This is a genomic window from Mesorhizobium sp. HAY1-8B (assembly GCF_056868045.1).
The window spans coordinates 1,423,657-1,446,562 of record NZ_CP200321.1 but is presented as its reverse complement, the minus strand read 5'-3'; the positions used below and the strand labels follow the sequence as shown (position 1 = coordinate 1,446,562).

Below are 22,906 nucleotides of genomic sequence, written 5' to 3'. Positions count from 1 at the left end.
CGACATGGCAGTTGTTGCGTCTTTGCATGCGTCAGCTCGCTGGCCACCGCGATTTGCCGGCCCTGCGGCTTGAGCCGTGCAACAGGCAAGCCGGCAAATGGCCGATACAGGTTGAAAAATCAACGCCGGCCTTGGCGCTCAATCGACCGTGATTTCGATGACACGCGGCAACCCGGTCGCCCGCGCCTGCCTCAACGCCTGCGGCAAGGCGCCGATATCCGCCAGCCGCTCGGCACCGATGCCATAGGCTTCGGCCAGCTTGCAGAAATCCGGCGGCGCCGGCGAGACCCCGACAGGTTCCACACCGACATCGAGCATCGAGGTCTCGATCTCGCGATAGCCCCTGTTGTTCCAGACCACGAAGATGACCGGGGCCTGGGCATCGAGTGCCGCGCCGAGTTCGGGCAGCGTGAACTGGAAACCACCGTCTCCAGTCAGGCAGACGACCGGTGCATCGGGCACGGCAAGTGCCGCCCCGATCGCCGCCGGCGGGCCGTAACCAAGCGCGCCGAAGCCGGTGGCGGCGTTGAACCAGCCGCCCGGCCGGTCGTGGTCGTAGTAGAGGTTGGCGGCATAGACCGGCTGCGTCGAATCGCCGACGACAATGGCGCCCGGCAGTGCGTCACGGATCATTTCCACCGCGTGCACCTGCGCCACATAGGCCGGGCTGAGCTCGGCGAACGCCGCCCTCCGCGCCGCGGCGGCGCGTGCCTCACCGTCTGGCGCCGCAGGATGAGCGGAGCCGGTCGCGGCGAGCAAGGCCTCGATCGCCTCGGCGCAGTCGGCCTGGATACCGATCGTCACCGGGCGGCGCGCGAGCTGGTCGGCGCCGATGTCGATGCGGATCAGGTTGGAAGGCAGAACGAAGCCGCCATCGCCGTAGCCGTCATAATCGGTCGGACCGAATTCGGTGCCGGCGGCAATCACCAGATCGGCCTCGGCCATCAGCGCGCGGACCGCCTTCAGGCTGGGGCTTGCCGGCACGCAGAGCGGGTGGCGGTGCAGCAGACCCCGCGCATTGGTGGTCTCGATGACCGGCGCACCGAGTTTCTCGGCCAGGCGCCGCAATGGCGCTTCGGCACACTTGGCGCCGCCGCCGGCCAAGATCAGCGGGCGGCGCGCGGCCGCGATGAGTTTGGCTGCACGGGCAATTGCCGCGCCGTCCGGCGCCGGCGGTGCCGCATTGCTCAGCAGTGCCGCGATATCGTCAGCCGGCTTGACCATGACATCGGTCGGGATCTCGATATGCACCGGGCCCGGCCGCGAGGACGAAAACAGGGCGAAGGCCCGTGCCAATGCCCCGGGCAACTCGCTGGCCTCGGTGACACGCTGCGACAACAGCGCTACCTTCTCCATCATGCCGCGCTGATCCGGCAGCTCATGCAGGAAGCCAAGCCCCTTGCCCAGCGTCGGCGTGGCGTTGACACCCGAGATGACCAGCATCGGCACCGAATCGGCGCGCGCCTGGCCCATGGCGGTGATGGTGTTGGTCAGCCCCGGTCCGGTGATGACGAAGGCGACACCCGGCCTGCCGCTGGCGCGGGCATAGCCGTCGGCCATGAAGCCGGCGCCCTGTTCGTGGCGCGGCGTGACATGGCGGATTTTCGAGCGCGCCAGGCCACGGTAGAGCTCGACCGTGTGGACGCCGGGAATGCCGAAGACGGTGTCGACGCCGTGGGCTTCGAGCAGCGTGATGAGGGCCTCGCCAATGGTCGGCCCCGTGGTCGTCCCAGCTGTCGTCATTGGCGCAGCACCGGACGTGTCAGGCAGGTCGGACCACCCTCGCAAGCGATACACAGCGCATCCGCCTCGAAGGTGGAGACCGTGCAGCCGGCCGCCGCCATGGCCGCCGCCGTCTTGGGAAAACCGGCGACGGCGATCACCTGGTGCGGTGCGGTCGGCAGGACGTTGAGGCTGAGCCCGTTGGAGGCCATGAACTCATCGGCATCGCCCTCGACCAGCTTGATGCCGCGTGCCCGCAGCATCTGGTAGAAAGGCGCCGGCAGGAGCGGCGAATAGACCAAAGCCAGATCGTCGGCGAGCGGGCTGATCACCGACATCAGATGCAGGCAGGCCTCTTCGCCGTGCCACAGTGGCAGATCGAAACCAAAGACCTGTATGCCCTTGGGCGAGAGCAGGTTGGCGAGCTGCTGGATGCCGTCCTGGTTGGTGCGTACGCCGCGGCCGATGGCCAGCGTGCCAGCATCGACCCAGACGCAGTCACCGCCTTCCACCTGACCGGGATGCTCGATGCGGCCGAGGATCGGAATGCCCATGCGGGTGTAGGCGGCTTCGTGCAGGCCGGGCTCCGGCCGGCGCAGTGCCTTGCCCATGGACAGGATGATGGCGCCGTGATCGGTCATCAGCGAAGGATCGTGGGTGAAGACGGAATCGGCCAGCCCGTCATCGGCGTCCGTCAGCCATTCGATCTCGGCACCTGAAGCGGCGACCAGCCGCGTCAGCCGCTCATGCTGGGCGGCGGCTTTTTGCGGGTCAAAGCCTGGGCCATAGTGCCATTCCCGCGCCCTGGCGTGGCGCATGGCACTCGACGCGGATCGCATCAGCACGCGTTTGAGCGGTCCTGCCATGGACTGCGAACCGTATGTTTTGCCCACTAAATTCTCCCGAAACATCCCTGCCGCCACTAACCACTACAGCAAGCCGTGATCAATGGTCCAAAAACCATGGTTGACGGAGGCAAGCGGAACGGTCCATCTTGAGAATGGGAACTCTGTCCAGTGATGGGTAATGGGTAAAACAATCCAGCAGCGATGGGCTCGACCGCTCCGCGGAGCGTCGAAGGGATGATGGCGCAGGGCGCCGCATCCGTCCTCACACAAACGGCGCAGGACGGCGCCGCCGAAGCCATCCATGTCGAAAACCTACACAAGAAATTCGGCGAACTGCATGTGCTGAAGGGCGTGTCGCTGTCGGCGCGCGACGGTGAGGTAATCGCCATCATCGGTGGCTCAGGCTCGGGCAAATCGACGCTGCTGCGCTGCATCAACTGCCTCGAAAATCCGACCAGCGGCATCATCCGCGTCAATGGCGAGGAGATCAAGCTGAAGGCGGACAGCCACGGCCACACCGTTCCGGCAGACCGCAAACAGATCGAGCGCATCCGCTCCAAGCTCGGCATGGTGTTCCAGAATTTCAATCTGTGGAGCCACATGACGCTGATCGAAAACGTCATCGAGGTTCCGGTGCATGTGCTTGGCGTCAAGCGCGACGAGGCGATCGCCCAGGCCGAAAAGCTGCTGGCGCGCGTCGGGCTTGCCGAAAAGCGCGACGTCTATCCCGCCTATCTGTCGGGCGGCCAGCAGCAGCGCGCCGCTATCGCGCGCGCGCTCGCCATCAATCCGCGCGTCATGCTGTTTGACGAGCCGACTTCGGCGCTCGACCCCGAACTGGTCGGCGAGGTGCTGAAGGTGATCGGCGACCTGGCGCGCGAGGGCCGCACCATGGTGCTGGTCACCCATGAAATGAAGTTCGCCCGCGAGGTCGCGACCCACGTCGTCTATCTCTACAACGGGCTGGTCGAGGAAGAAGGCCCGCCGGAGCAGATCTTCGGCGCACCGAAATCCGAAAGGCTGAAGCAGTTCATCCGCAACATCGGCTAGGGACAGGCCGAGACGGAAGAAAACCGGGAACCAACAACAAACTGGGAGTTTGAAATGAAGACTGTTCTGAAGACATTCGCCGCGGCACTGCTGCTCGGCGTCGCCGCCATGGGCGTGGCCAAGGCCGATCCGGTCAAGATCGGTGTCGCCGCCGAGCCCTATCCGCCCTTCACCTCGCCGGATGCTTCGGGCAAATGGGTCGGCTGGGAGATCGACTTCATCGACGCCGTCTGCGCCGAGGAAAAACTCGACTGCGTCATCACGCCCGTTGCCTGGGACGGCATCATTCCGGCGCTGACCACCAAGAAGATCGATCTCATCGTCTCGTCGATGTCGATCACCGACGAACGCAAGAAGACGATCGACTTCTCGGACAAGTATTACAACACGCCGACGGCGATCATCGGACCGAAGGACCAGAAGTTCGGCTCGACGCCGGATGACCTCAAGGGCAAGGTCGTCGGCGTCCAGGTGTCGACCGTGCACGCCGTCTACGCCAAAAAGCACTTCGGCGCCACCGCTTCCGAAATCAAGGAATACCAGACCCAGGACGAAGCCAACCAGGATCTCGCCGCCGGCCGCCTCGATGCGGTGCAGGCAGACTCCATCGCGCTTGGCGAATTCCTCAAGTCCGACCAGGGCAAGGCCTGCTGCGACTTGAAGGGCATGGTGGCTCCGGACGACGAAGTGCTCGGACCGGGCGTCGGCGCCGGCGTGCGCAAGGAAGACACCGCCCTGAAGGAAAAGATCAACGCCGGCATCAAGGCGATCCGCGCCAACGGCAAGTATGACGAAATCTCGAAGAAATATTTCGATTTCGACATTTACGGCGGCTCGACGCAGTCGAACTGACCCCCCTCGCACAGGCCGGAGGGCATGACGCCAAGGTCATGCTCTCCGGCCGACCCTTCCCACGCATGCTTGCCGTCGGCCACTGACGTCGGCGAATAGCGCCAGCAAACCGGGGGCGAAGCTGATCGACGCGCTTCTTCCGGCCTCGGCGGCCGGTATCATCGAACTCCTGTCGCCCGCGCCGGTCGGCTGGGGCGGGACACTCATGCTCGGGCTGCTGCATTCGATCGAGATCGCCGTCGGCGCCACGATCGTCGGCCTGTTCATCGGAACCTGCGGTGCCTACGGCAAGCTCTATGGCGGGCCTGTCGTGCGCGACCTGCTTGCGGTCTACACCACCGTGGTGCGCGCCGTGCCCGAACTGGTGCTGATCCTGTTGCTCTACTACGCCGGCACCGACCTGATAAACCAGATGCTCACCGCGATCGGCTACCAGCGTGTCGATATCAACGGGCTGGTGGCCGGCATAGCCGTGCTTGGCTTCGTCCAGGGCGCCTACTCGACAGAAGTCATGCGCGGCGCGATCCTCGCCATCCCGCAGGGCCAGATCGAAGCCGCCCGCGCCTATGGCATGTCGCCCGGCCTTCTCCTGCGGCGTATCACGCTGCCGGCGATGCTGCCCTTCGCCATTCCGGGTCTCGCCAATCTGTGGCTGATCGCGACCAAGGACACCGCGCTGCTGGCCGTCGTCGGCTTCTTCGAACTGACGCTTGCGACACGGCAGGCGGCAGGAGTCACCAAGGCCTATCTGATATTCTATCTCGCCGCCGGAGTGCTCTATCTCGCGGTGACGCTGTTTTCCAACCTCCTGCTTGGCCGCGCCGAGAAATGGGCGCGGCGCGGCATGCCTTCGATCAAGGACGCACGCTGATGGTGGGCGAAGCTGCCATCATCAACACGGCGGCGCGCGCCTCGCTATGGCTGCAGCCGCATCGCATCGTCCTCATCGTGATCGCTCTGGGGTTGGTGCTGTCAGCCGCCTTTTTCATGCGCTGGGACTGGCTGCCGCAATATTGGGCACTGGGCCTGATGGGCATCTGGCGCTCCCTGTGGATCCTGGCCGTCACCTGCGTGCTCGGCTTTCTGATCGCCGTGCCGGTCGGGCTGGCGCAAGCCGCCGGTTCAATCTGGGTTGCGGCGCCGGCGAAGGTTTTCTGCACCATCATCCGCGGCACACCGCTGCTTTTGCAACTGTGGCTGCTCTATTACGGGCTGGGTTCGCTGTTCCCGCAATATCCATGGATCCGCGAATCCTGGATGTGGCCCTATCTCAGACAGGCCTGGCCGTATGGCGTGCTGGCTCTGACCCTGTCCTTCGCAGGTTACGAGGGCGAGGTGATGCGCGGCGCCTTTGCCGGCGTGCCCAAGGGACAGCTGGAAGCCGCCCGCGCCTTCGGCATGAACCGCTGGAAGATCTTCCAGCGCATATGGCTGCCGCAGGCCTTCTATCGGGCACTGCCGACGCTGACCGGTGAAACCGTGCTGCAGTTGAAGTCGACGCCCCTGGTGGCGACGATCAGCGTCATCGATATCTTCGCCGTCTCGTCCAAGGTGCGACAGGATACCTACCTCACCTACGAGCCCTTGCTGCTGCTGGCGTTGATCTATATGGCGATCACCGGCATTCTCGTCCTGGCCTTCAGCCGGATCGAAGCGCGGATACCGGTCAAGGTCGGCTAGAGGCGCACCGATCGCGCACGGCACGATGGAGATATCCGCCGCTTTTCTTGCAGTTGCGGACGATTTTCAACACAAACGCCGGCTCATCTGCTGCTACGCACGCACGGACCCGACCAACTCAACCAGTTCTCGCGACCCCAGGACGGCCATAATGCAACTCAGTCTCGACCAGGCAAGAGGACTGTGCCGGATGGCGGCACTCGGCGCCGGCGCCAATGAGGAGGCCGCGCAATCGCTCACGGCCTCGATCATCGCAGCCGAGGCGGAAGGGCTTTCGGCCGTCGGGCTTTCGCATTTCATCGACTATCTCGAGGCCCTCGAGGCCGGCCGCATCGACGGCAATGCCGATCCGGTGATCACCAGGCCGGCGCTGGCCGTCTATCTTTCCGACGCACGCGGCGGGCTGGCGCATACCGGCTTCGACCGGACGATCGACGACCTCGCCAAGGCGGCAAGACTGTTCGGCGTTGCCATCTTCTCGCAGAAGAACGCCTATACATGCGGCGCGCTTGGCTATTTCACCGGAAGGCTGGCGGCACAGGGACTGGTATCGTTCGCCGCCACCAATGGCCCGGCCGTTCTCGCCGGCTCGGGCTCTGTCAAGCCGGTCTATTGCACCAACCCGATGTCGTTTGCCGCACCGGCCGCCGACGGCGCGCCGCTTGTCATCGATCAGTCCTCGAGCGCCACGGCCTTCGTCAACATCCGCAAGGCGGCCGAGGACGGCAAGAAAATTCCCGAAGGCTGGGCGCTGGACGCCAGCGGCAACCCGACCACCGATCCGGCAGCGGCCATGAAAGGCGCCATGCTTGCCTTTGGCGGCCAGCGCGGGGCCAACATCGCGCTGATGGTCGAAGTGCTGGCGGCGGGCATTTCCGGGGCCAACTGGTCGCTCGACGCGCCATCGTTCACCGGTGGGCCGGACAGCCCCGGAACCGGCCTGTTCGTGCTGGCCATCGAGCCCAAGCTGCTCGACCCGGATTTCGAGCAGCGCATGAAGGACCAGCTTGACCGTCTGCGCCGCCGCTTTGGCGTGCATGTGCCGGGCCGTGCCCGGGCCGAGGCGGTCGAGAAGGCGCAGGCGCGCGGCATCACCGCGCCCAAGGCGGTGGTGCAGCGCATTTCCGAATTCGCCGAGCGCTATTCGGCTTGAAGAGATCGACTTTTTTTCCGTGCCTTCGTGAACCTTTGCGCGCATCGCGACGACCCATGATTGTCCGGGTTGGGGTTGCCCGGTCGGTGTCTTCTGTCGGATGCGTCCAGGGCTGGGGCGGGCGGGCTTGCTTCACGCCAAGCTGATACCGTCTCAGGTCAGGCCGCCTCGTTGGACCCTGGTTTCGACATGAACTTCACCCGGAAAACCCCGCTTCGGCGGGGTTTTCTGCGTTTCATCCTGCGCACATAAACATGATTGTGAAAGTTAACTTTTGTTAACTTGACTTGACGGGGACCATCGGGCGTTTGCATGGGGATCATCACAACAACAGGAGCCACGATGTCCGCAACCACCGACGCTTCCCACGGCAAGCTGATCATTCCGGCGCTTGGCCGCCTGTATTCGTCGCTGCATGACGGGGCCGAAACCCTTCTTCGCGTCATCGCCGGCGGGTTTCTTACCATCCATGGCTCGCAGAAGATCACCAATCCGTTCGGTGCGGCCGAAATGGTCGAAGGCCTCGGCTTCTATCCCGGCGCCTTCTGGTCGCTGCTTCTGGCCTGCGCCGAATTTTTCGGCGGCATTTTCATCGCCATCGGGTTTTTGACACGGCCGGCCGCTTTTGCCGGCCTGTTCGTGCTGCTGGTCACCGTCTGGTTCCACTGGGTGACCATGGGCCAGGGTTATTCGGGTGCCGAGAAGTCGCTTTTGTGGGCCGCGATCCTGCTCTTCTTCGTCATTCGCGGCGGCAACCGGCACTCGGTCGACGCCCGCATCGGCAAGGCATTCTGACAAGCTTTCGAGAGCGGTGACGCGACGACGCGTCACCCTTTGCCTTTGGCGCAAAACGGACTATGAAACGGCTTCAGCCAAGCCATCTGGAAAGTGCGCCGGAGCCCACCATGACCGAAATCCTGCAGACCCCAAAGCTCGTCGTCGTCTTTGGCGGGTCAGGCTTTGTCGGCCGCCATGTCGTGCGCGCGCTGGCCAAGCGCGGCTATCGCATCCGGGTCGCCTGCCGGCGGCCCGACCTTGCCGGCCATTTGCAGCCGCTCGGCAACGTAGGCCAGATCCAGCCGGTACAGGCCAATGTGCGGGTGCGCTGGTCGGTCGACCGCGCCGTGCAAGGGGCCGACCATGTCGTCAATCTCGTTGCCGTCCTGCATGAGAGCGGCCGGCAGAAATTCTCCGCCGTGCATGAATTCGGCGCCCGCGCCGTCGCCGAGGCCGCGCGTTCCGTTGGCGCCGGGCTGACGCATGTTTCGGCGCTTGGCGCCGATGCGGGCTCCGAATCGGATTACGCGCGCACCAAGGCGCTAGGCGAGAAGGCCGTGCTGGAGACGATTCCCGACGCCGTCATCTTCCGGCCGTCGATCACCTTCGGACCCGAGGACAGCTTCTTCAACCGCTTTGCCAACATGGCGCGCTATTCGCCGGTGCTGCCGCTGATCGGCGGCGGCCAGACCAAGTTCCAGCCGGTCTATGTCGGGGACGTCGCCGAGGCGGTGGCGCGCTCGGTCGACGGCAAGGTCAATCGCGGCCAGATCTACGAGCTTGGCGGCCCCAATGTGCTCACCTTCAAGGAGTGCATGGAAGAGTTGCTGACGGTGATCGAGCGCAAGCGCCTGCTGGTCCCGGTGCCGTGGTGGGTGGCCAACATCCAGGCGTCGATCCTCGGCCTGTTGCCCAATCCGCTGCTGACCAAGGACCAGGTGATGCAGTTGCGCGAGCATAACATCGTTTCGGACGCCGCTGCCAAGGCCAACCGGACACTTGCCGGGCTTGGCATCCAGCCGCAGTCGATCGCAACGATCCTGCCGAGCTACCTCTGGCGCTTCCGCGCCGCCGGCCAGTTCCAGCAGCGCAAGCCCGCAGCATAAGCCCAAGGTGCGTTGAGATTCACGTCAGGCCGCCATCGTTCGCAGGCGGGATCACCTGAATGTCGGCATGCCTAGAGCGTTTCACGGAACCGCAGAACCGCTCTAACTATTTGTTTTTACGCAATTCCGGACGGAAAACCGTTATACACTTTTCCTGGAATTGCTCTAGCGAGGCGTTACCTGCATCGGCAGCCCGCCTTGCGGCTGGGTCGTCAATTTCTGCACCGGCCAGGGTTTTGTTTCGGCCGTGGTGTCGAAGCGGAAGCGCGACAAAAGGATGGCGAGCGCGATGATCGCCTCCTGCATGGCGAAACTGGCGCCGATGCAGACGCGCGGGCCTGCTCCGAACGGCAGATACTGGAAACGGTCGATCTTTTCACGGTTCCCCGGGTGGAAACGCTCGGGCAGGAAGGCATCTGGCCGGTCCCACAGCTTCCTGTGACGATGGACGACCCACGGCATCACCAGCACGGCCGCGTGCTTGGGGATATAGAGATCCTTCCACATCTCAGGCACGATCGGCTCGCGGTTGATCGAGGGCGCCGGCGGATAGAGCCGGAGCGCCTCGTCGAAGGCGGCGCGGGTCAACGGCATGGCGTCGAGCCACTTCGTCGGATCGGGTTCGCGGGCCAGAACCTGGTCGATTTCCTGCTCGACCCGGTTGCGCTCCCATGGCGATTCGGCGAGGCAATAAAGCGTCCAGCCAAGCGCCCGCGCCGTCGTCTCATGGCCGGCGCCGATGAAGGTGATGATGTTGTCCTCGACCTCCGAGCGCGTCAGCCCCTCCGGGCCTTCGGCCTTGAGCAACAGCGTCAGGAAATCCTGTGGTACGGCATCGGGATCACGCCTGAATTTCTCTTCGCGCATCTTGACGGTATCGGTCACGATCTTGCGGAAATAGGCCATGGTCTTGCGGCCGCGGATGCGGGTGAGCCGCGGCAGCCAGTCGGGCGCGCGCAGCAGGTCGAGCGGATCGACACGGCCCATGGTCTCGAACAAACGGTCGATCTCGTTGGCGAAACTGCCCGGCTCGCCCGCGATTTCGCCGGAGAACAGCGTCTCGGCCAGGATGTCATAGGTGAGCAGCGTCATGTCATGGGCAATGTCGGATGTGCCGCCCTGCTCGTAGCGGGTGACGAATTCGAGCGTGCGCTTCAGCATCGGCTGGGCAAAGCCGAAGATGTGGCGCGGCGTGAACACCGGCGCCATTGCCTTGCGCGACCGCTTCCAGACCTCGCCCTCGGCGGTCAGCAGGCCATCGCGCAGGATCGGGCGCAAGATCTTCTGGCGCACCGTTGCCATTTTGTAGTTCTTGGCGTTGTCGACCAGAACATGGCGGATGAGGCCGGGATCGTTGGCGATGACCAGCGGGCCGCCGGCGCCCTTGGCCGAAATCCAGGGTTCGTTGTAGGTCGGCTCGCCCCAGAGTTCGAGCGGATTGCGGTAGACGATGCGGATCATCTCCAGCGTCGAAGGCGGCGATGTGCGCGGCTTCGGTGCGGGAGGAACGAAGGGGGCGGGCTGAATGTCCATGAAGTGCTCCGCTGCTGCTTCAATGTAGTGGCTGGCACCCCGGACGTCCATGTGACCGAACGGCAGGCAATTCGCGGTACGAAGCAGGCAGTCTGTTCATCCGATCGTGACCGCTCCGCCTGGCGTTCAACCTTGTCCGACAGGACGCTCTGCCGTAGTGACAGTCACCAACAGATACCGCCGACAAAGGAGCCTGTCTTGAAGCACCAGTTGAACATCATCATCGGCAGCACGCGGCCAGGCCGCGCCGGTCCTGTTTTCGCGGAATGGCTGGAGACGTTCGCGCGCGAGCACGGGAAATTCGAACCGGTGCTGACCGACATCGCCGCGTTCCACCTGCCGGTGCTCGACGAACCGCATCATCCGAGGCTGGGCAACTATCAGAACGACCACACCAAGGCATGGTCGAAGGCGATCGACGCCGCCGACGCCTTTGTCTTCGTGGCGCCGGAGTACAATTATTTCGCCGCGCCCGCGATCATCAACGCGATCGACTACCTCGCGCGCGAATGGAAGTACAAGCCCGCCGCCATTTTCAGCTATGGCGGCGTCTCCGGCGGCCTGCGCGCTGCGCAGGCGCTGAAGCCTCTGTTGGCCGCCGTGGGGATCATGCCGATCCCCGAGGGCGTCGCGCTGCCGATGTACCAGAAGCTGCTCGACGAGAACGGTGCCTTCAGCGCCAGCGACCAGGTGACCGGTGGCGCCAGGACCATGCTGGACGAGCTGTTGCGCTGGAGCGAGGCGTTGAAACCGATGCGCGCTGCCTGAAAGAGCCGGTTTGGCCGAATGCCCGGCTTGCTCGCGCCATGAAGAGGTGGAATGGTCGGCAAGGGACTGAGCCGGGGGCGGTTCGACTTGCGTTTGCTGTTTGCCTTGCTGCTGATGCTTGCGACCACCGTCACCGCGGTCGCGGAACGGCGCGTGGCGCTGGTCATCGCCGAGGATGACTACCGGCTGGTCCGGCCGCTTGCCAATCCCCTGCATGATGGCGAGGCCATGCAAGCCGCGCTGAAGAAACTCGGCTTCGAGGTCGTGCTCGAAACCAATCGCGACCTCAGGCGTATGCGGCGCGCTCTCGACGATTTTCGCGAGGATGCCAAGGGCGCCGATGTGGCCTTGGTCTATTTCTCCGGCCATGGCGTCGAAATCTCCGGCGACAACCGGCTGCTGCCGGTCGATGCCGACGCCTCCTCGCTCGATCAACTGGACAAGACCAGCCTGCCGCTGGAAGAGGTGCGCGACGCCGTGGCCGCCACCGCGAAGGTCGGGCTGATCGTACTCGACGCCTGCCGCAGTGATCCGTTCTCGGGGAGCAGCGGCGACGGTCGCGGCGCGACCTCGCTAGCGAAGGATGTCGCCGACAAGGTCAAGCCAGGCCTCGGCCGCGTCGGGCGAGCGGAAAACATCCTGTTCGCTTTCTCGGCCGCACCCGGCGAGACGGCCGCCGACGGCACCGGGCAAAACTCACCCTTCACGACGGCGCTGACCAAATATCTCGGCACGGACGGGCTCGAAGATCCGCTCGGTGCTGACCTTGGTGCAGCAGGAGGTGTATGACCTCACACGCGGCAAACAGCTGCCTTATGTCGAAAGCGGCCTGCCGAAATTGTTCTTTGCCACTGCGGCCAAGGAACAGCTGCCGGAGCGCGAACGCCTGCTGCTTGCCATGGCCGATGTGACACCGGAGATGCGCGGCGAGGTCGAGCAGATCGCCAGCGACGCCGACATGCCGCTGGCCCCGCTCTATGGCGCACTGATCAGCGCCGACGCCGGCCATCTCTCCGCCGACAGCCTGAACGCCCGGCTGCGCGAAGCTGCCGACGCGTTCGTCAAGGTGCGCAGCGAAATGAAGACACTCGCCTCCGACGATCCGCGGGTGGCGGAGTTGCGCCGGCAGGCCGAGGAACAGCTTTCGCTCGGCGCCTTCGATGGCGCCCGCGCCCTTCTCGCCAAGGCAGCCGACATCGACAATGTTTCGCGCCAGGCGCTGAAGGTCAATTTCGTCAGCCGCACCCTTTCCGAGGCCGCGACGCTTTATCTGTCCGGCGGTGCGGCGCGCGCCGACCTCGACTACGCCACCGCCATCAAGGACTATGAAACGGTGTTGTCGCTCTATGGCGAGGCCGGGCAGTCCTCATTGGCGTTGGAGGATGCCGACCGCCAGATCCGCACCCTGGACGAACTCGGCAAGCTCTACACCCTTGTCGGCAACACCGACGCCGCAGGCCGAGCCTTTTCGGCGCTGGTATCCAATCTCGAATTGCGCGCCGCCCGGGAAACCGATCCGAGCGTCAAGCGCGACTTTGCCGTCAGCCATATCAAGCTCGGCAATATCAGGATGGCGCAAGGCGACCTGCCGGCCGCGCTGGAGAATTACCAGACAGCCAGAACCATGCTCCTGGATTTGACCGCGGCCGAGCCCGGCCGCCTGCCATGGTTCGGCGATTTCGCCATGGTCGACGACAAGATCGGCAATGTGCTGGTGACGCAAGGCGATCTGGCGGGGGCCTCGCAGGTCTATCAGGAAAGCCTGTCGATCAAGAAACAGCTCGCCGCCAACGAACCCGAACGCGCCGACCTGCAACGCGACCTGACCATCACCTATGACGAGATCGGCAATCTGGCACACAGCGCCGGCCAGTTCGACAATGCCGAGGCGGCCTATGAGGAGAGCCTGAAGATCCGGTTGGCGCTGGCCGGGAAGAAGCCGCAGGATGCCGAGCGCCAGCGCGACGTCTCCGTCAGCCATGACACGATCGGCGATCTCAAGCGCGAACGCGGCGATGCCGCCGGTGCGCTCGCGGCCTACCAGGCGAGCCACGCGATCGTCGAACAACTGGTCAGCCGCGATCCCGACAACAGCGAGTTGAAACGCGACCTGTCGGTCGGCAACGCCAAGATCGGCAATGCGCTGAGCGACCAGGAGAAGTGGCCGGACGCACTGGCCGCCTATCAGGAAGCGCTCCGAATATCCCGCGTGCTGGCAGCCAGCGATCCAAACAACACCGACTGGCAGCGCGACCTTTCGGTATCTATTGAAAAGGTCGCCGGGGTTCTCGCCATTCAGGGCGACCAAAACGGGGCGCTGAAAGCCTATATGGACAGTTTCGCCATCGCCGACAGGCTGGCGAAACTCGATCCGGCGAATGCCGACTGGCAACGCGACTTGTCGATCACGCTGTCCGAGATCGGCATGCTCAAGGTCAGGCAACGCGACGTCAGAGGTGCACGGCAGGCCTTTCAGGACAGCCTCGACATCCGCCAGCAGCTTGCCCGGTCCGACCCTGATAACGCGACATGGCAGCGCGACCTGGTGGTCGCCATGGTCGACTACGCCCAGGTCGCCAAGAACCCCAAGGCGGTGCTCTCCCAGGCGCTCGACATGACGCTGGAACTCGACCGGACCGGGCGGCTGGCGCCGCGATACAAGTTCATGATCAAGTTTCTCAGGGAGCGCGTGGCCAAGGCGAAATAGCGCCCGGCGGGAGCCAGCCATGGACAGCCGGCTCATCCCCGAGGAAATGCCCGCAAACCTTGGAAAAACCGCCTTTAGCGCCTATATCTAGCGCATATCAGACGCGCGATTCGGGGCCGATTTTTCGCGCTGTACAAGCGGCATCTAGACAATAGGTTTTCATGAGCGACCAGACCGAGAACACCAACGGCGCCGAAGCCGAATACGGCGCCGATTCCATCAAGGTTTTGAAGGGGTTGGATGCTGTCCGCAAACGCCCTGGCATGTATATCGGCGACACCGACGACGGTTCCGGCCTGCATCACATGGTCTATGAGGTGGTCGACAACGCCATCGACGAGGCGCTGGCCGGTCACGCCGATCTCGTCACCGTGACGCTCAACCCCGATGGTTCGGTGACGGTAATCGACAATGGCCGTGGCATTCCGACCGATATCCACACCGGCGAAGGCATTTCGGCCGCCGAAGTGATCATGACGCAGCTGCATGCCGGCGGCAAGTTCGACCAGAACTCCTACAAGGTGTCGGGCGGCCTGCATGGCGTCGGTGTCTCGGTGGTCAACGCCCTTTCGGCATGGCTGAAGCTCAAGATCCGCCGCAACGGCCAGATTTATGAGATGAGCTTCACCCACGGCAATGCCGATGCGCCGCTGAAGGCGACGGGCAGCTACCAACAGGACAAGCAGCCAGGCACCTATGAGGGTCGCAGCGGCAGCTCGATCACCTTCTTTCCGTCGGCCGAGACCTTCACCATGGTCGAGTTCGACTTCGGCACGCTGGAGCACCGGCTGCGCGAGCTCGCCTTCCTCAATTCCGGCGTGCGCATCGTTCTGACCGATGCCCGTCACGCTGACATCGTACGGCATGAACTGCACTATGATGGAGGCCTCGAAGAGTTCGTCAAATATCTCGACCGGGTCAAGAAACCGCTGATCGAGAAGCCGATCGCCATCAAGGCCGAGCGCGACGGCATCACCGTCGAAGTGGCGATGTGGTGGAACGACAGCTACCACGAGAACGTGCTGGCCTTCACCAACAACATCCCGCAGCGTGATGGCGGTACCCATCTGGCCGGCTTCCGTGGCGCGCTGACGCGCCAGATCACCGGCTATGGCGAATCCTCGGGTCAGACCAAGAAGGAAAAGGTCTCGCTGATCGGCGACGATTGCCGCGAGGGCCTGACGGCGGTGCTGTCGGTCAAGGTTCCCGACCCGAAGTTCTCCTCGCAGACCAAGGACAAGCTGGTCTCGTCGGAAGTGCGGCCGGTGGTCGAGGGACTGGTCAACGAGGCGCTCGGCACCTGGCTGGAAGAGCATCCGACGGAAGGCAAGGTGGTCATCGAGAAGGTGATCCAGGCCGCGGCGGCGCGCGAAGCCGCGCGCAAGGCGCGCGACATCACCCGCAAGACCTCGCTCGGCGTTACTTCGCTGCCGGGCAAGCTGGCCGACTGCCAGGAGCGCGACCCGGCAAAATCGGAAATCTTCATCGTCGAGGGTGACTCGGCCGGTGGCTCGGCCAAGGGCGGCCGCTCGCGCCAGAACCAGGCCATCCTGCCGCTGCGCGGCAAGATCCTCAATGTCGAGCGCGCCCGCTTCGACCGCATGCTCGGCTCCGACATGATCGGTACGCTGATCACCGCGCTCGGCACCTCGATCGGCAAGGACGAGTTCAACGCCGACAAGCTGCGCTACCACAAGATCATCCTGATGACCGACGCCGACGTCGACGGCGCCCATATCAGAACCCTGCTGCTCACCTTCTTCTTCCGGCAGATGCCGGAGCTGATCGAGCGCGGCCATCTCTACATCGCCCAGCCGCCGCTCTACAAGGTAACGCGTGGCAAGAGCTCGCAATACATCAAGAATGAAAGCGCCTTCGAGGAGTTCCTGATCGAGTCCGGGTTGGAGGAAGCTTCGCTCACGCTGGGTTCAGGCGAAGTGCGGACCGGGCAGGATCTGCGCGGTGCCGTTGACGACGCGCTCGCTGTCCGCCAGCTGATCAACGGCCTGCACACGCGCTACAACAGAGGCGTGGTCGAACAAGCCGCGATCGCCGGCGGGCTCAACCCCGAGGTCTTCGGCGATCTTGGCCGCGCCAACGCCATGGCGGAGCGGATTGCACAACGGCTCGACATCATCGCCGAGGACACCGAGCGCGGCTGGATCGGCCGCATGTCGACCTCGAATGACGGCAGCGGCGGCTATGTCTTCGAGCGCACCGTGCGCAGCGTCAAGGAATACGCCCATCTCGACATGGGGCTGATCAATTCGGCCGACGCCCGCCAGCTTGACCGCTACGCACAGCGCCTCAGTGAGGTCTACGGGACGCCGCCGGTGCTGCGGCGCAAGGATGTGGCCGAAACAGTCTCGGGGCCGCTGGCGCTGCTCAACGCCGTCTTTGCGACCGGCCGCAAGGGCCTGACCATGCAGCGCTACAAGGGTCTCGGCGAGATGAATGCCGAGCAGCTCTGGGAGACCACGCTCGACCCGAATGTGCGTTCGCTGCTGCAGGTCAAGGTCAATGATGCGACCGATGCCGACAGCCTGTTCTCGCGTCTGATGGGCGACGAGGTGGAGCCTCGGCGCGAATTCATCCAGGACAATGCGCTGTCGGTCGCCAATCTGGATATTTGATCGACCGCAATATTGGCGCGCCCAAGCATAGCGCTATCCCTGGGGAATAGCTTCAAGGAAAGAGATAGAGCAGTTCAACGTTCTCGTGAAACGGCCCATGACGCGCCAACGTGTTCCATCGCCGGCAAACAAAATCATTTTATAGCCCGCCGGAACGGAAGTCATCTCGGGACATTGTGACACATCGATCACAATTGCTCACAGGAGGCCTTCATGGGACGTGGCATTTTGCTCTGGTTGCTCGGTATTCCGATTCCGATCATCATTCTCATCATGCTGTTCGTACGGTAGGGGGCGTTGATGCAGCCCACCGTATCGGCTATCGACCTAACCGCTTCAGAAGAATCCTCAGCTACGGCTGTCAGCTGGGGGCCGATCATCGCCGGCGCCTTCGCGGCCTCGACGCTGACTTTCACCCTCATGCTGCTTGGCTCCGGTCTGGGCCTCAGCATGGTTTCGCCATGGTCAGGGTCCGGCGCCTCGATCACCACCTTCGCTGTGTCGACCGCGATCTGGCTGATCATCGTGCAGTGGCTGTCCTCCGGCGTCGGCGGCTATCTTGCCGGACGCCTGCGTACCAAATGGGTCGGGATCCACACCGACGAGGTCTATTTCCGTGACACCGCTCACGGCTTCCTCGCCTGGGCACTGGCCACCTTGCTCGTCGTCGGCGTGCTTGGGTCGGCGCTTTCGGCAGCACTCAGCTCAGGCGTGCAGGCGGTATCAACCGTAGCGTCGGGTGCCGCCATGGGTGCATCGGCCGGCGCTTCCGCCAATGCGGGCAGCGCATCGGCCGATAATGCGACCTCCTATCTGGTGGATTCACTGTTCAGACCGGCCGATCCAGCCAAGCTTGCGGCTGCGAACCCGGACAGCGATGCCGCCGCGGTCGGGCAGGCCTCACGCATCCTTATCGCCAGTGCGGCAGCGGGCGAGATTTCGGCTGAGGACAAGACCTACCTATCGCAACTGGTTGCCGCCCGCACCGGCCTTTCCGAGGCCGACGCCAAGGCGCGTGTCGATGCACTGGTGGCCAAGGTGGAGGACGCCAAGGTCAAGGCAAAGCAGGCGGCCGACACCGCCCGGAAGGGCAGCGCGACCTTTGCCTTGCTCGGCGCCTTGTCGCTGGTCATCGGCGCCTTCATCGCCAGCGCCGCCGCGGCCCTCGGCGGCAGGCAGCGCGACGAAGAGGAAGCGATTTTCCTGACCAGCCGCTGAACCCAGGCACACTCCCGAAAAATGAAAGAGCCCGGTTTCGAAGCCGGGCTCTTTGCTATTCGGATAAGCGGCGCGTTTGCGCGATTGGCCGGATCAGTGATCCATGGCCTTAACGATTTCCTCGGTCATCTTCTTGGCGTCGCCGAGCAGCATCATGGTGCCGTCCTTGTAGAACAGCGTGTTGTCGATGCCGGCATAGCCGGAGCCGAGCGAGCGCTTGACGAAGAGGCAGGTGCGCGCCTTGTCGACGTCGAGGATCGGCATGCCGTAGATCGGCGACGACTTGTCGTCACGGGCCGAGGGATTGGTGACGTCATTGGCGCCGATGACATAGGCGACGTCGGCCTGCGCGAACTCGGAGTTGATGTCCTCCAGTTCGAAGACTTCGTCGTAAGGCACGTTGGCTTCGGCCAAGAGCACGTTCATGTGACCAGGCATGCGGCCGGCGACGGGATGGATGGCGTATTTGACGTCGACGCCGTTGGCCTTCAGCTTGTCGGCCATTTCGCGCAGCGCGTGCTGCGCCTGGGCGACGGCCATGCCGTAACCCGGCACGATGATGACCTTCTGTGCGTTCATCATCAGATAGGCTGCGTCATCGGCCGAGCCCTGCTTGACAGTGCGCTCGATGCCGTCGTCCGCCGCAGCGGCCGTCTCGCCGCCGAAGCCGCCGAGGATGACCGAGATGAAGCTTCGGTTCATGCCCTTGCACATGATGTAGGACAGGATGGCGCCGGAGGAGCCGACCAGCGCGCCGGTGATGATCAGCGCCAGATTGCCAAGCGTGAAGCCGAGTGCCGCGGCGGCCCAGCCCGAGTAGGAATTCAGCATCGAGACGACGACCGGCATGTCGGCGCCGCCGATCGGGATGATCAAGAGGATGCCGAGCACCAGCGAAGCGGCGACGATCAGCCAGAAGACCAGTTTCGATTCGGTCGTGACCAGCAGCACGATCAGCACGACCAGCGCGATGCCAAGGGCGGCGTTGATGAAATGGCGGCCGCCGATCATGATCGGCTTGCCCGACATGCGGCCGTCGAGCTTCAAAAAGGCGATGACCGAGCCGGTGAATGTGATGGCACCGATGGCGACGCCAAGGCTCATTTCGACCAGGGCCTGGGCATGGATGTCGCCCGCCGTGCCAATGCCGAAACTTTCCGGCGCATAGATCGCCGCGGCCGCCACCATGACGGCGGCAAGGCCGACCAGCGAGTGGAAGGCCGCAACCAGCTGCGGCATCGAGGTCATGGCGATGCGGCGCGCGGTGACGGCGCCGACACCACCGCCAATGGCGAGGCCGAGCACGATCAGGCCGAAGCGGCCGGCAGACGGTGTTGCCAGCGCCAGCGTGGTGGCGATGGCGATGCCCATGCCGATCATGCCGTAGAGATTGCCCTGGCGGCTGGTGGTCGGATGCGACAGACCGCGCAGCGCCAGGATGAACAGGATGCCGGAGACCAGGTAGAGGAAGGAAGCGAGATTGACGGTCACGTCACTTTTCCTTCTTCTTGTACATGGCCAGCATGCGCTGGGTGACGAGGAAGCCACCGAAGATGTTGACCGAAACCAGCATCAGGGCGACGAAGCCGAAACCGGCGGCGACGCCGGAGGCAGCAATGCCGACAGCCAGCAGCGCGCCGACGACGATGACCGACGAGATGGCGTTGGTGACGGCCATCAGCGGCGTGTGCAAAGCGGGGGTCACCGACCAGACCACGTAGTAGCCGACGAAGATCGCCAGCACGAAGATGGCGAAACGGAAGACAAAGGGATCGATGGCGCCGCCGGAGAGCGCGTGCGCGGCATCACCCGCCGCTTCGGCACCGCCTGGAGCATTTGCCAGGTTCTGCACCGCCAGCCGGACGGCAGCACTTGCCTGATCGAGCTGGTCGAGGGCTTTCTGCAAGGTCTGATCCATCACGCGGTCCCTTTCGACTTGGGCGAGGGCGACTTGGATGCGGCGGTTTTCCTGGGCGCGGCCTTTTTCGGCGCGGCGGGCTTGGAAGCATCGGCGACCATGGTCGTGGCCGGGATCGCGGCCGGCTCGACATGGGGCTGCTGGTCGGCCTTGGCGAAGGCCGGATGAACAACCTTGCCGCCGTCGGTCAGCATCGTCGCCTTGACCAGATCGTCATCTCGGTTGATGGCAAGCGTCTTCGTGGTCTTGTCGACCAGCGTCTCGAGGAAGGCGAACAGGTTCTTGGCATAGAGCAGCGAGGCGGATGCGGCGACGCGGCCCGGCACATTGAGGTGGCCGACGATCTTCACATTGTTGGCCGTGGTGACGACCTTGCCGGCTTCCGCGCCCTCGACGTTACCGCCGCGCTCGACCGCCAGATCGACGAGCACAGAGCCCGGCTTCATCGAGGCGACCATGGCCGCCGAGACCAGTTTCGGCGCCGGGCGGCCGGGGATCAGCGCCGTGGTGATGACGATGTCCTGCTTGGCGATGTGCTCGGCGGTGAGCGCCGCCTGCTTGGCCTGGTATTCCTTCGACATCTCCTTGGCGTAGCCGCCCGCGGTTTCCGCGGCCTTGAACTCGTCATCCTCGACAGCCAGAAATTTCGCGCCGAGCGAAGCGACCTGTTCCTTGGCGGCGGGGCGCACGTCGGTGGCGGTGACGACCGCGCCGAGGCGGCGCGCCGTGGCGATCGCCTGCAGGCCGGCGACGCCGACACCCATGATGAAGACCTTGGCCGCCGGCACGGTGCCCGCCGCCGTCATCATCATCGGCAGCGCCCGGTCATATTCCGAAGCGCCGTCGATCACCGCCTGGTAACCGGCAAGGTTGGCCTGCGAGGACAACACGTCCATCGATTGGGCGCGGGTGATGCGCGGCATGAATTCCATCGAGAAGGCGGTGACGCCGGCCTTGGCCAAGGCCGCCACGGCGGCGTCATTGCCGTAAGGATCCATGATGGCGATCACGGCGGCGCCGGATTTGTAGTTCTTCAGTTCGGCTTCATCAGGTCGGCGAACCTTCAGCACGACATCGGCCTTGGCGACATCAGACGCCTTGCCGATGGTGGCACCTGCCTTGGCAAACTCCTCGTCGGGGATGCGCGACCTTGTGCCGGCGCCGGTTTCGACAATCACATCGAAGCCAAGCCCCGCCAGTCGCTTGACCGTATCGGGCGAGGCCGCGACACGCGGCTCGTTCGCGTCAAGCTCACGAGGGATGAAAACCGTCTGTCCCACCGCATGATCCTTTCGGCTGGAACCTGTTTGCGCAAAGTGTCGGCCGGACATCCGGCGACGTCAATGGCAACGGGGTTTTGGAAGGTCTATCGCATCTATCGCAGAATGAAGGCGCCAGCGGCCATAATCAGGACGAACAGGATTAGCGCCGAGAAGAAGCCGCCCGCGAAGAAGCCGAAAGCCATCGCCAGAAGAAGCGCGCCGCAGAAAAGCGACCCGTATTTAGCCAGCATGAGAAAGCCCGCATAGGTGCGGTCATGCTCGGCATAGTCCATCTTCGCGCCCAGTTCGACAGGACCGGTCGGCGAGTGATCAGCCATAGGAATACCCCTTCGAAGACATCTTTCAGGCACATAGCGAAAAGCCGGGCCGAGAGCAATGGCGCTATTGCCGCATCGCGGCCGAGACTGCCTCAAGGGAAAATTGAAACTGCAGGCCTATCCCGGCGAGGGACAGCCTCCGCGCGAGGCTGGATCGGCGGCCTCAGCCGGCGAGGTGCGGGAAAAGACCGAGCAATCCGACGACGATCAGATAGAGCGCGACGATGTAGTTCAGCAGCCGTGGCATTATGAGGATCAGCACGCCGGCGATCAGCGAGATAAGCGGCGTGAGCGCGAGCTGGGAAATATGCATGTCGGGGTCCTTTCCAGAAGCGATGCCCACCAACTTACGGCGATGCCGCCATACACAACGCCGTCACGCCAGGAAAGCTCCATCGTGATGCACGTTGGCCAAAAGCCGAGTCCGGTTCAAAGCGAGGACATGCCCGAGGAAGCGGCCAAAAGACTTGCGTGGACTCAGGCTGCTTCGAAGTACTTGGCGGTGGGCAAGATGGTCAGCGGTGCCAACTCGCCCCTGTTGGGGCGTTGGAAGAGCATGCGTTGCTCGAATGCCGTCGAGTTGAAGAACGGAAAGCGATCCAGCGTTGCCTGCATGTTCTCGGAGCACTTCGACTGGAAGAGATGCACGGGGACGGTAAGGCCGGGATAATTTCGCGGAGGCACCGCCTGCTCCGATCGGAAGATGCGATGATAGAAGGCGGAGTGCTCTTCCTTGATCGCCGTCAGGCAATAGGTCGGCTTGAAATGGCTGCAAGCAACCACCGCCAGCCTGAGGGTGACATACGGCAGCACGCGCAAGCTGCTCGACCACTCAAGGTCGGCTGCGAACCGGCTTGGATCGACGAAAGTCTCGCCAGTCGCCAGTCGCCGCGCCAGCACGTCGCCGAAAACATCGGTGCTGGGCGACACGGGATATCTCGCGCTGACGTAGTGGATTCTGATGGTGCTGACGAGCGCGCCGTCGAAGAAGACGCCGAAGCGGTATGAATTGGGCAGGTCGTCGAAGTCGTCCTTCACCATGCGGGAGGCATCTGGCTTCACCATGCCGGCGTGAAGATAGGAATTGTAGCGAAGCCTATAGATCGCCTCTAGATCCTCGGCGCCATCGCAAAGGCGATACTCCACATGCTCCAGAACATCCATGACGTGGTCTGAAAACACTGAGGGGCTATTCTTGCCCTTGCCCGCAGTCGCCGCCACGGGCGTACCCAACAACTTGTTTTCCATTCTGTCCTCGTACCGCCGCATAACGACAATAGCGAAGCACAGAAGGAACAAGAAGCAAAATTCCGAGCTTTTGCGTTTACCCTAAATTAACGT

Annotated in this window: 21 protein-coding genes; 12 read left to right on the top strand and 9 right to left on the bottom strand. The window is 63.8% G+C overall.

Annotated features, from left to right (window positions below):
* Positions 1 to 138: 138 nt before the first annotated feature.
* Together AC1VON_RS07155 and AC1VON_RS07150 are read right to left on the bottom strand one after the other, a co-directional pair.
* Positions 139 to 1,743, bottom strand: coding sequence for a 5-guanidino-2-oxopentanoate decarboxylase (locus AC1VON_RS07155; RefSeq protein WP_483121188.1), 1,605 nt, complete (start codon positions 1,741 to 1,743; stop codon positions 139 to 141).
* Complete coding sequence (locus tag AC1VON_RS07150) at positions 1,740 to 2,588, bottom strand: dimethylarginine dimethylaminohydrolase family protein (protein WP_483126284.1); 849 nt, start codon at positions 2,586 to 2,588, stop codon at positions 1,740 to 1,742. The genes AC1VON_RS07155 and AC1VON_RS07150 overlap by 4 nt, the downstream gene beginning before the upstream one ends.
* Positions 2,589 to 2,807: 219 nt before the next feature.
* Here AC1VON_RS07150 and AC1VON_RS07145 point away from each other — a divergent pair, with 219 nt between their 5' ends.
* The 7 genes from AC1VON_RS07145 to AC1VON_RS07115 all read left to right on the top strand — a co-directional run bounded on the left by AC1VON_RS07145 (position 2,808) and on the right by AC1VON_RS07115 (position 9,188).
* A complete protein-coding gene (locus AC1VON_RS07145) occupies positions 2,808 to 3,620 on the top strand; it encodes an ABC transporter ATP-binding protein (protein WP_172347292.1) in 813 nt (270 codons plus the stop codon).
* A 54-nt stretch (positions 3,621 to 3,674) separates the two neighbouring features.
* Positions 3,675 to 4,472: a transporter substrate-binding domain-containing protein gene (locus AC1VON_RS07140; protein ID WP_056569263.1), complete on the top strand. Its 798-nt coding sequence runs from the start codon at positions 3,675 to 3,677 to the stop codon at positions 4,470 to 4,472.
* A 205-nt stretch (positions 4,473 to 4,677) separates the two neighbouring features.
* The gene (locus tag AC1VON_RS07135; RefSeq protein ID WP_483121186.1) at positions 4,678 to 5,343 is read left to right on the top strand and encodes an ABC transporter permease; all 666 of its coding nucleotides are present in this window, start codon (positions 4,678 to 4,680) and stop codon (positions 5,341 to 5,343) included.
* Positions 5,343 to 6,152 carry an ABC transporter permease gene (locus tag AC1VON_RS07130; protein WP_483121184.1) on the top strand — a complete coding sequence of 270 codons (810 nt, stop codon included), beginning with the start codon at positions 5,343 to 5,345 and terminating at the stop codon, positions 6,150 to 6,152. The genes AC1VON_RS07135 and AC1VON_RS07130 overlap by 1 nt, the downstream gene beginning before the upstream one ends.
* A 151-nt stretch (positions 6,153 to 6,303) precedes the next feature.
* On the top strand, positions 6,304 to 7,305 hold the full coding sequence (locus AC1VON_RS07125) for an Ldh family oxidoreductase (protein ID WP_483121182.1): 1,002 nt from the start codon (positions 6,304 to 6,306) through the stop codon (positions 7,303 to 7,305).
* A 342-nt stretch (positions 7,306 to 7,647) separates the two neighbouring features.
* On the top strand, positions 7,648 to 8,100 hold the full coding sequence (locus AC1VON_RS07120) for a DoxX family protein (RefSeq protein WP_483121180.1): 453 nt from the start codon (positions 7,648 to 7,650) through the stop codon (positions 8,098 to 8,100).
* A gap of 110 nt (positions 8,101 to 8,210) precedes the next feature.
* Entirely contained in the window at positions 8,211 to 9,188 is a 978-nt protein-coding gene (locus tag AC1VON_RS07115; RefSeq protein WP_483121178.1) for a complex I NDUFA9 subunit family protein, read from the top strand.
* Positions 9,189 to 9,353: 165 nt separating this feature from the next.
* Here the strand turns inward: AC1VON_RS07115 and AC1VON_RS07110 are convergent, their stop codons facing one another.
* Positions 9,354 to 10,721 (bottom strand): cytochrome P450, encoded by a 1,368-nt coding sequence (locus AC1VON_RS07110; RefSeq protein ID WP_483121177.1) that lies wholly within the window; start codon positions 10,719 to 10,721, stop codon positions 9,354 to 9,356.
* A gap of 198 nt (positions 10,722 to 10,919) precedes the next feature.
* Between AC1VON_RS07110 and AC1VON_RS07105 the strand changes: the two genes are divergently transcribed.
* The 5 genes from AC1VON_RS07105 to AC1VON_RS07085 all read left to right on the top strand — a co-directional run bounded on the left by AC1VON_RS07105 (position 10,920) and on the right by AC1VON_RS07085 (position 18,047).
* Complete coding sequence (locus AC1VON_RS07105; protein ID WP_172347298.1) at positions 10,920 to 11,489, top strand: NADPH-dependent FMN reductase; 570 nt, start codon at positions 10,920 to 10,922, stop codon at positions 11,487 to 11,489.
* An 87-nt stretch (positions 11,490 to 11,576) separates the two neighbouring features.
* Positions 11,577 to 12,278 carry a caspase family protein gene (locus AC1VON_RS07100; protein WP_483121175.1) on the top strand — a complete coding sequence of 234 codons (702 nt, stop codon included), beginning with the start codon at positions 11,577 to 11,579 and terminating at the stop codon, positions 12,276 to 12,278.
* Positions 12,247 to 14,196 carry a tetratricopeptide repeat protein gene (locus tag AC1VON_RS07095; protein WP_483121174.1) on the top strand — a complete coding sequence of 650 codons (1,950 nt, stop codon included), beginning with the start codon at positions 12,247 to 12,249 and terminating at the stop codon, positions 14,194 to 14,196. Before AC1VON_RS07100 ends, AC1VON_RS07095 begins: the two co-directional genes overlap by 32 nt.
* Positions 14,197 to 14,357: 161 nt before the next feature.
* Positions 14,358 to 16,829: a DNA topoisomerase (ATP-hydrolyzing) subunit B gene (gene gyrB, locus AC1VON_RS07090; protein ID WP_483121173.1), complete on the top strand. Its 2,472-nt coding sequence runs from the start codon at positions 14,358 to 14,360 to the stop codon at positions 16,827 to 16,829.
* Positions 16,830 to 17,129: 300 nt separating this feature from the next.
* Positions 17,130 to 18,047, top strand: coding sequence for a hypothetical protein (locus tag AC1VON_RS07085; protein WP_172347301.1), 918 nt, complete (start codon positions 17,130 to 17,132; stop codon positions 18,045 to 18,047).
* Positions 18,048 to 18,140: 93 nt separating this feature from the next.
* Here AC1VON_RS07085 and AC1VON_RS07080 read toward each other — a convergent pair whose 3' ends face one another.
* The 6 genes from AC1VON_RS07080 to AC1VON_RS07055 form a co-directional block, all read right to left on the bottom strand.
* Complete coding sequence (locus AC1VON_RS07080; RefSeq protein ID WP_056569240.1) at positions 18,141 to 19,538, bottom strand: NAD(P)(+) transhydrogenase (Re/Si-specific) subunit beta; 1,398 nt, start codon at positions 19,536 to 19,538, stop codon at positions 18,141 to 18,143.
* 1 nt (position 19,539) lies between these two features.
* Positions 19,540 to 19,965: a proton-translocating transhydrogenase family protein gene (locus tag AC1VON_RS07075; protein ID WP_056570342.1), complete on the bottom strand. Its 426-nt coding sequence runs from the start codon at positions 19,963 to 19,965 to the stop codon at positions 19,540 to 19,542.
* The gene (locus tag AC1VON_RS07070) at positions 19,965 to 21,245 is read right to left on the bottom strand and encodes a Re/Si-specific NAD(P)(+) transhydrogenase subunit alpha (protein ID WP_483121171.1); all 1,281 of its coding nucleotides are present in this window, start codon (positions 21,243 to 21,245) and stop codon (positions 19,965 to 19,967) included. The genes AC1VON_RS07075 and AC1VON_RS07070 overlap by 1 nt, the downstream gene beginning before the upstream one ends.
* A 95-nt stretch (positions 21,246 to 21,340) precedes the next feature.
* Positions 21,341 to 21,565, bottom strand: coding sequence for an aa3-type cytochrome c oxidase subunit IV (locus tag AC1VON_RS07065; RefSeq protein ID WP_172347303.1), 225 nt, complete (start codon positions 21,563 to 21,565; stop codon positions 21,341 to 21,343).
* 163 nt (positions 21,566 to 21,728) lie between these two features.
* Positions 21,729 to 21,878: a DUF3096 domain-containing protein gene (locus tag AC1VON_RS07060; RefSeq protein WP_019862764.1), complete on the bottom strand. Its 150-nt coding sequence runs from the start codon at positions 21,876 to 21,878 to the stop codon at positions 21,729 to 21,731.
* Between the two features lie 164 nt (positions 21,879 to 22,042).
* The gene (locus AC1VON_RS07055; protein WP_172347304.1) at positions 22,043 to 22,813 is read right to left on the bottom strand and encodes an N-acyl amino acid synthase FeeM domain-containing protein; all 771 of its coding nucleotides are present in this window, start codon (positions 22,811 to 22,813) and stop codon (positions 22,043 to 22,045) included.
* Positions 22,814 to 22,906 lie beyond the last annotated feature (93 nt).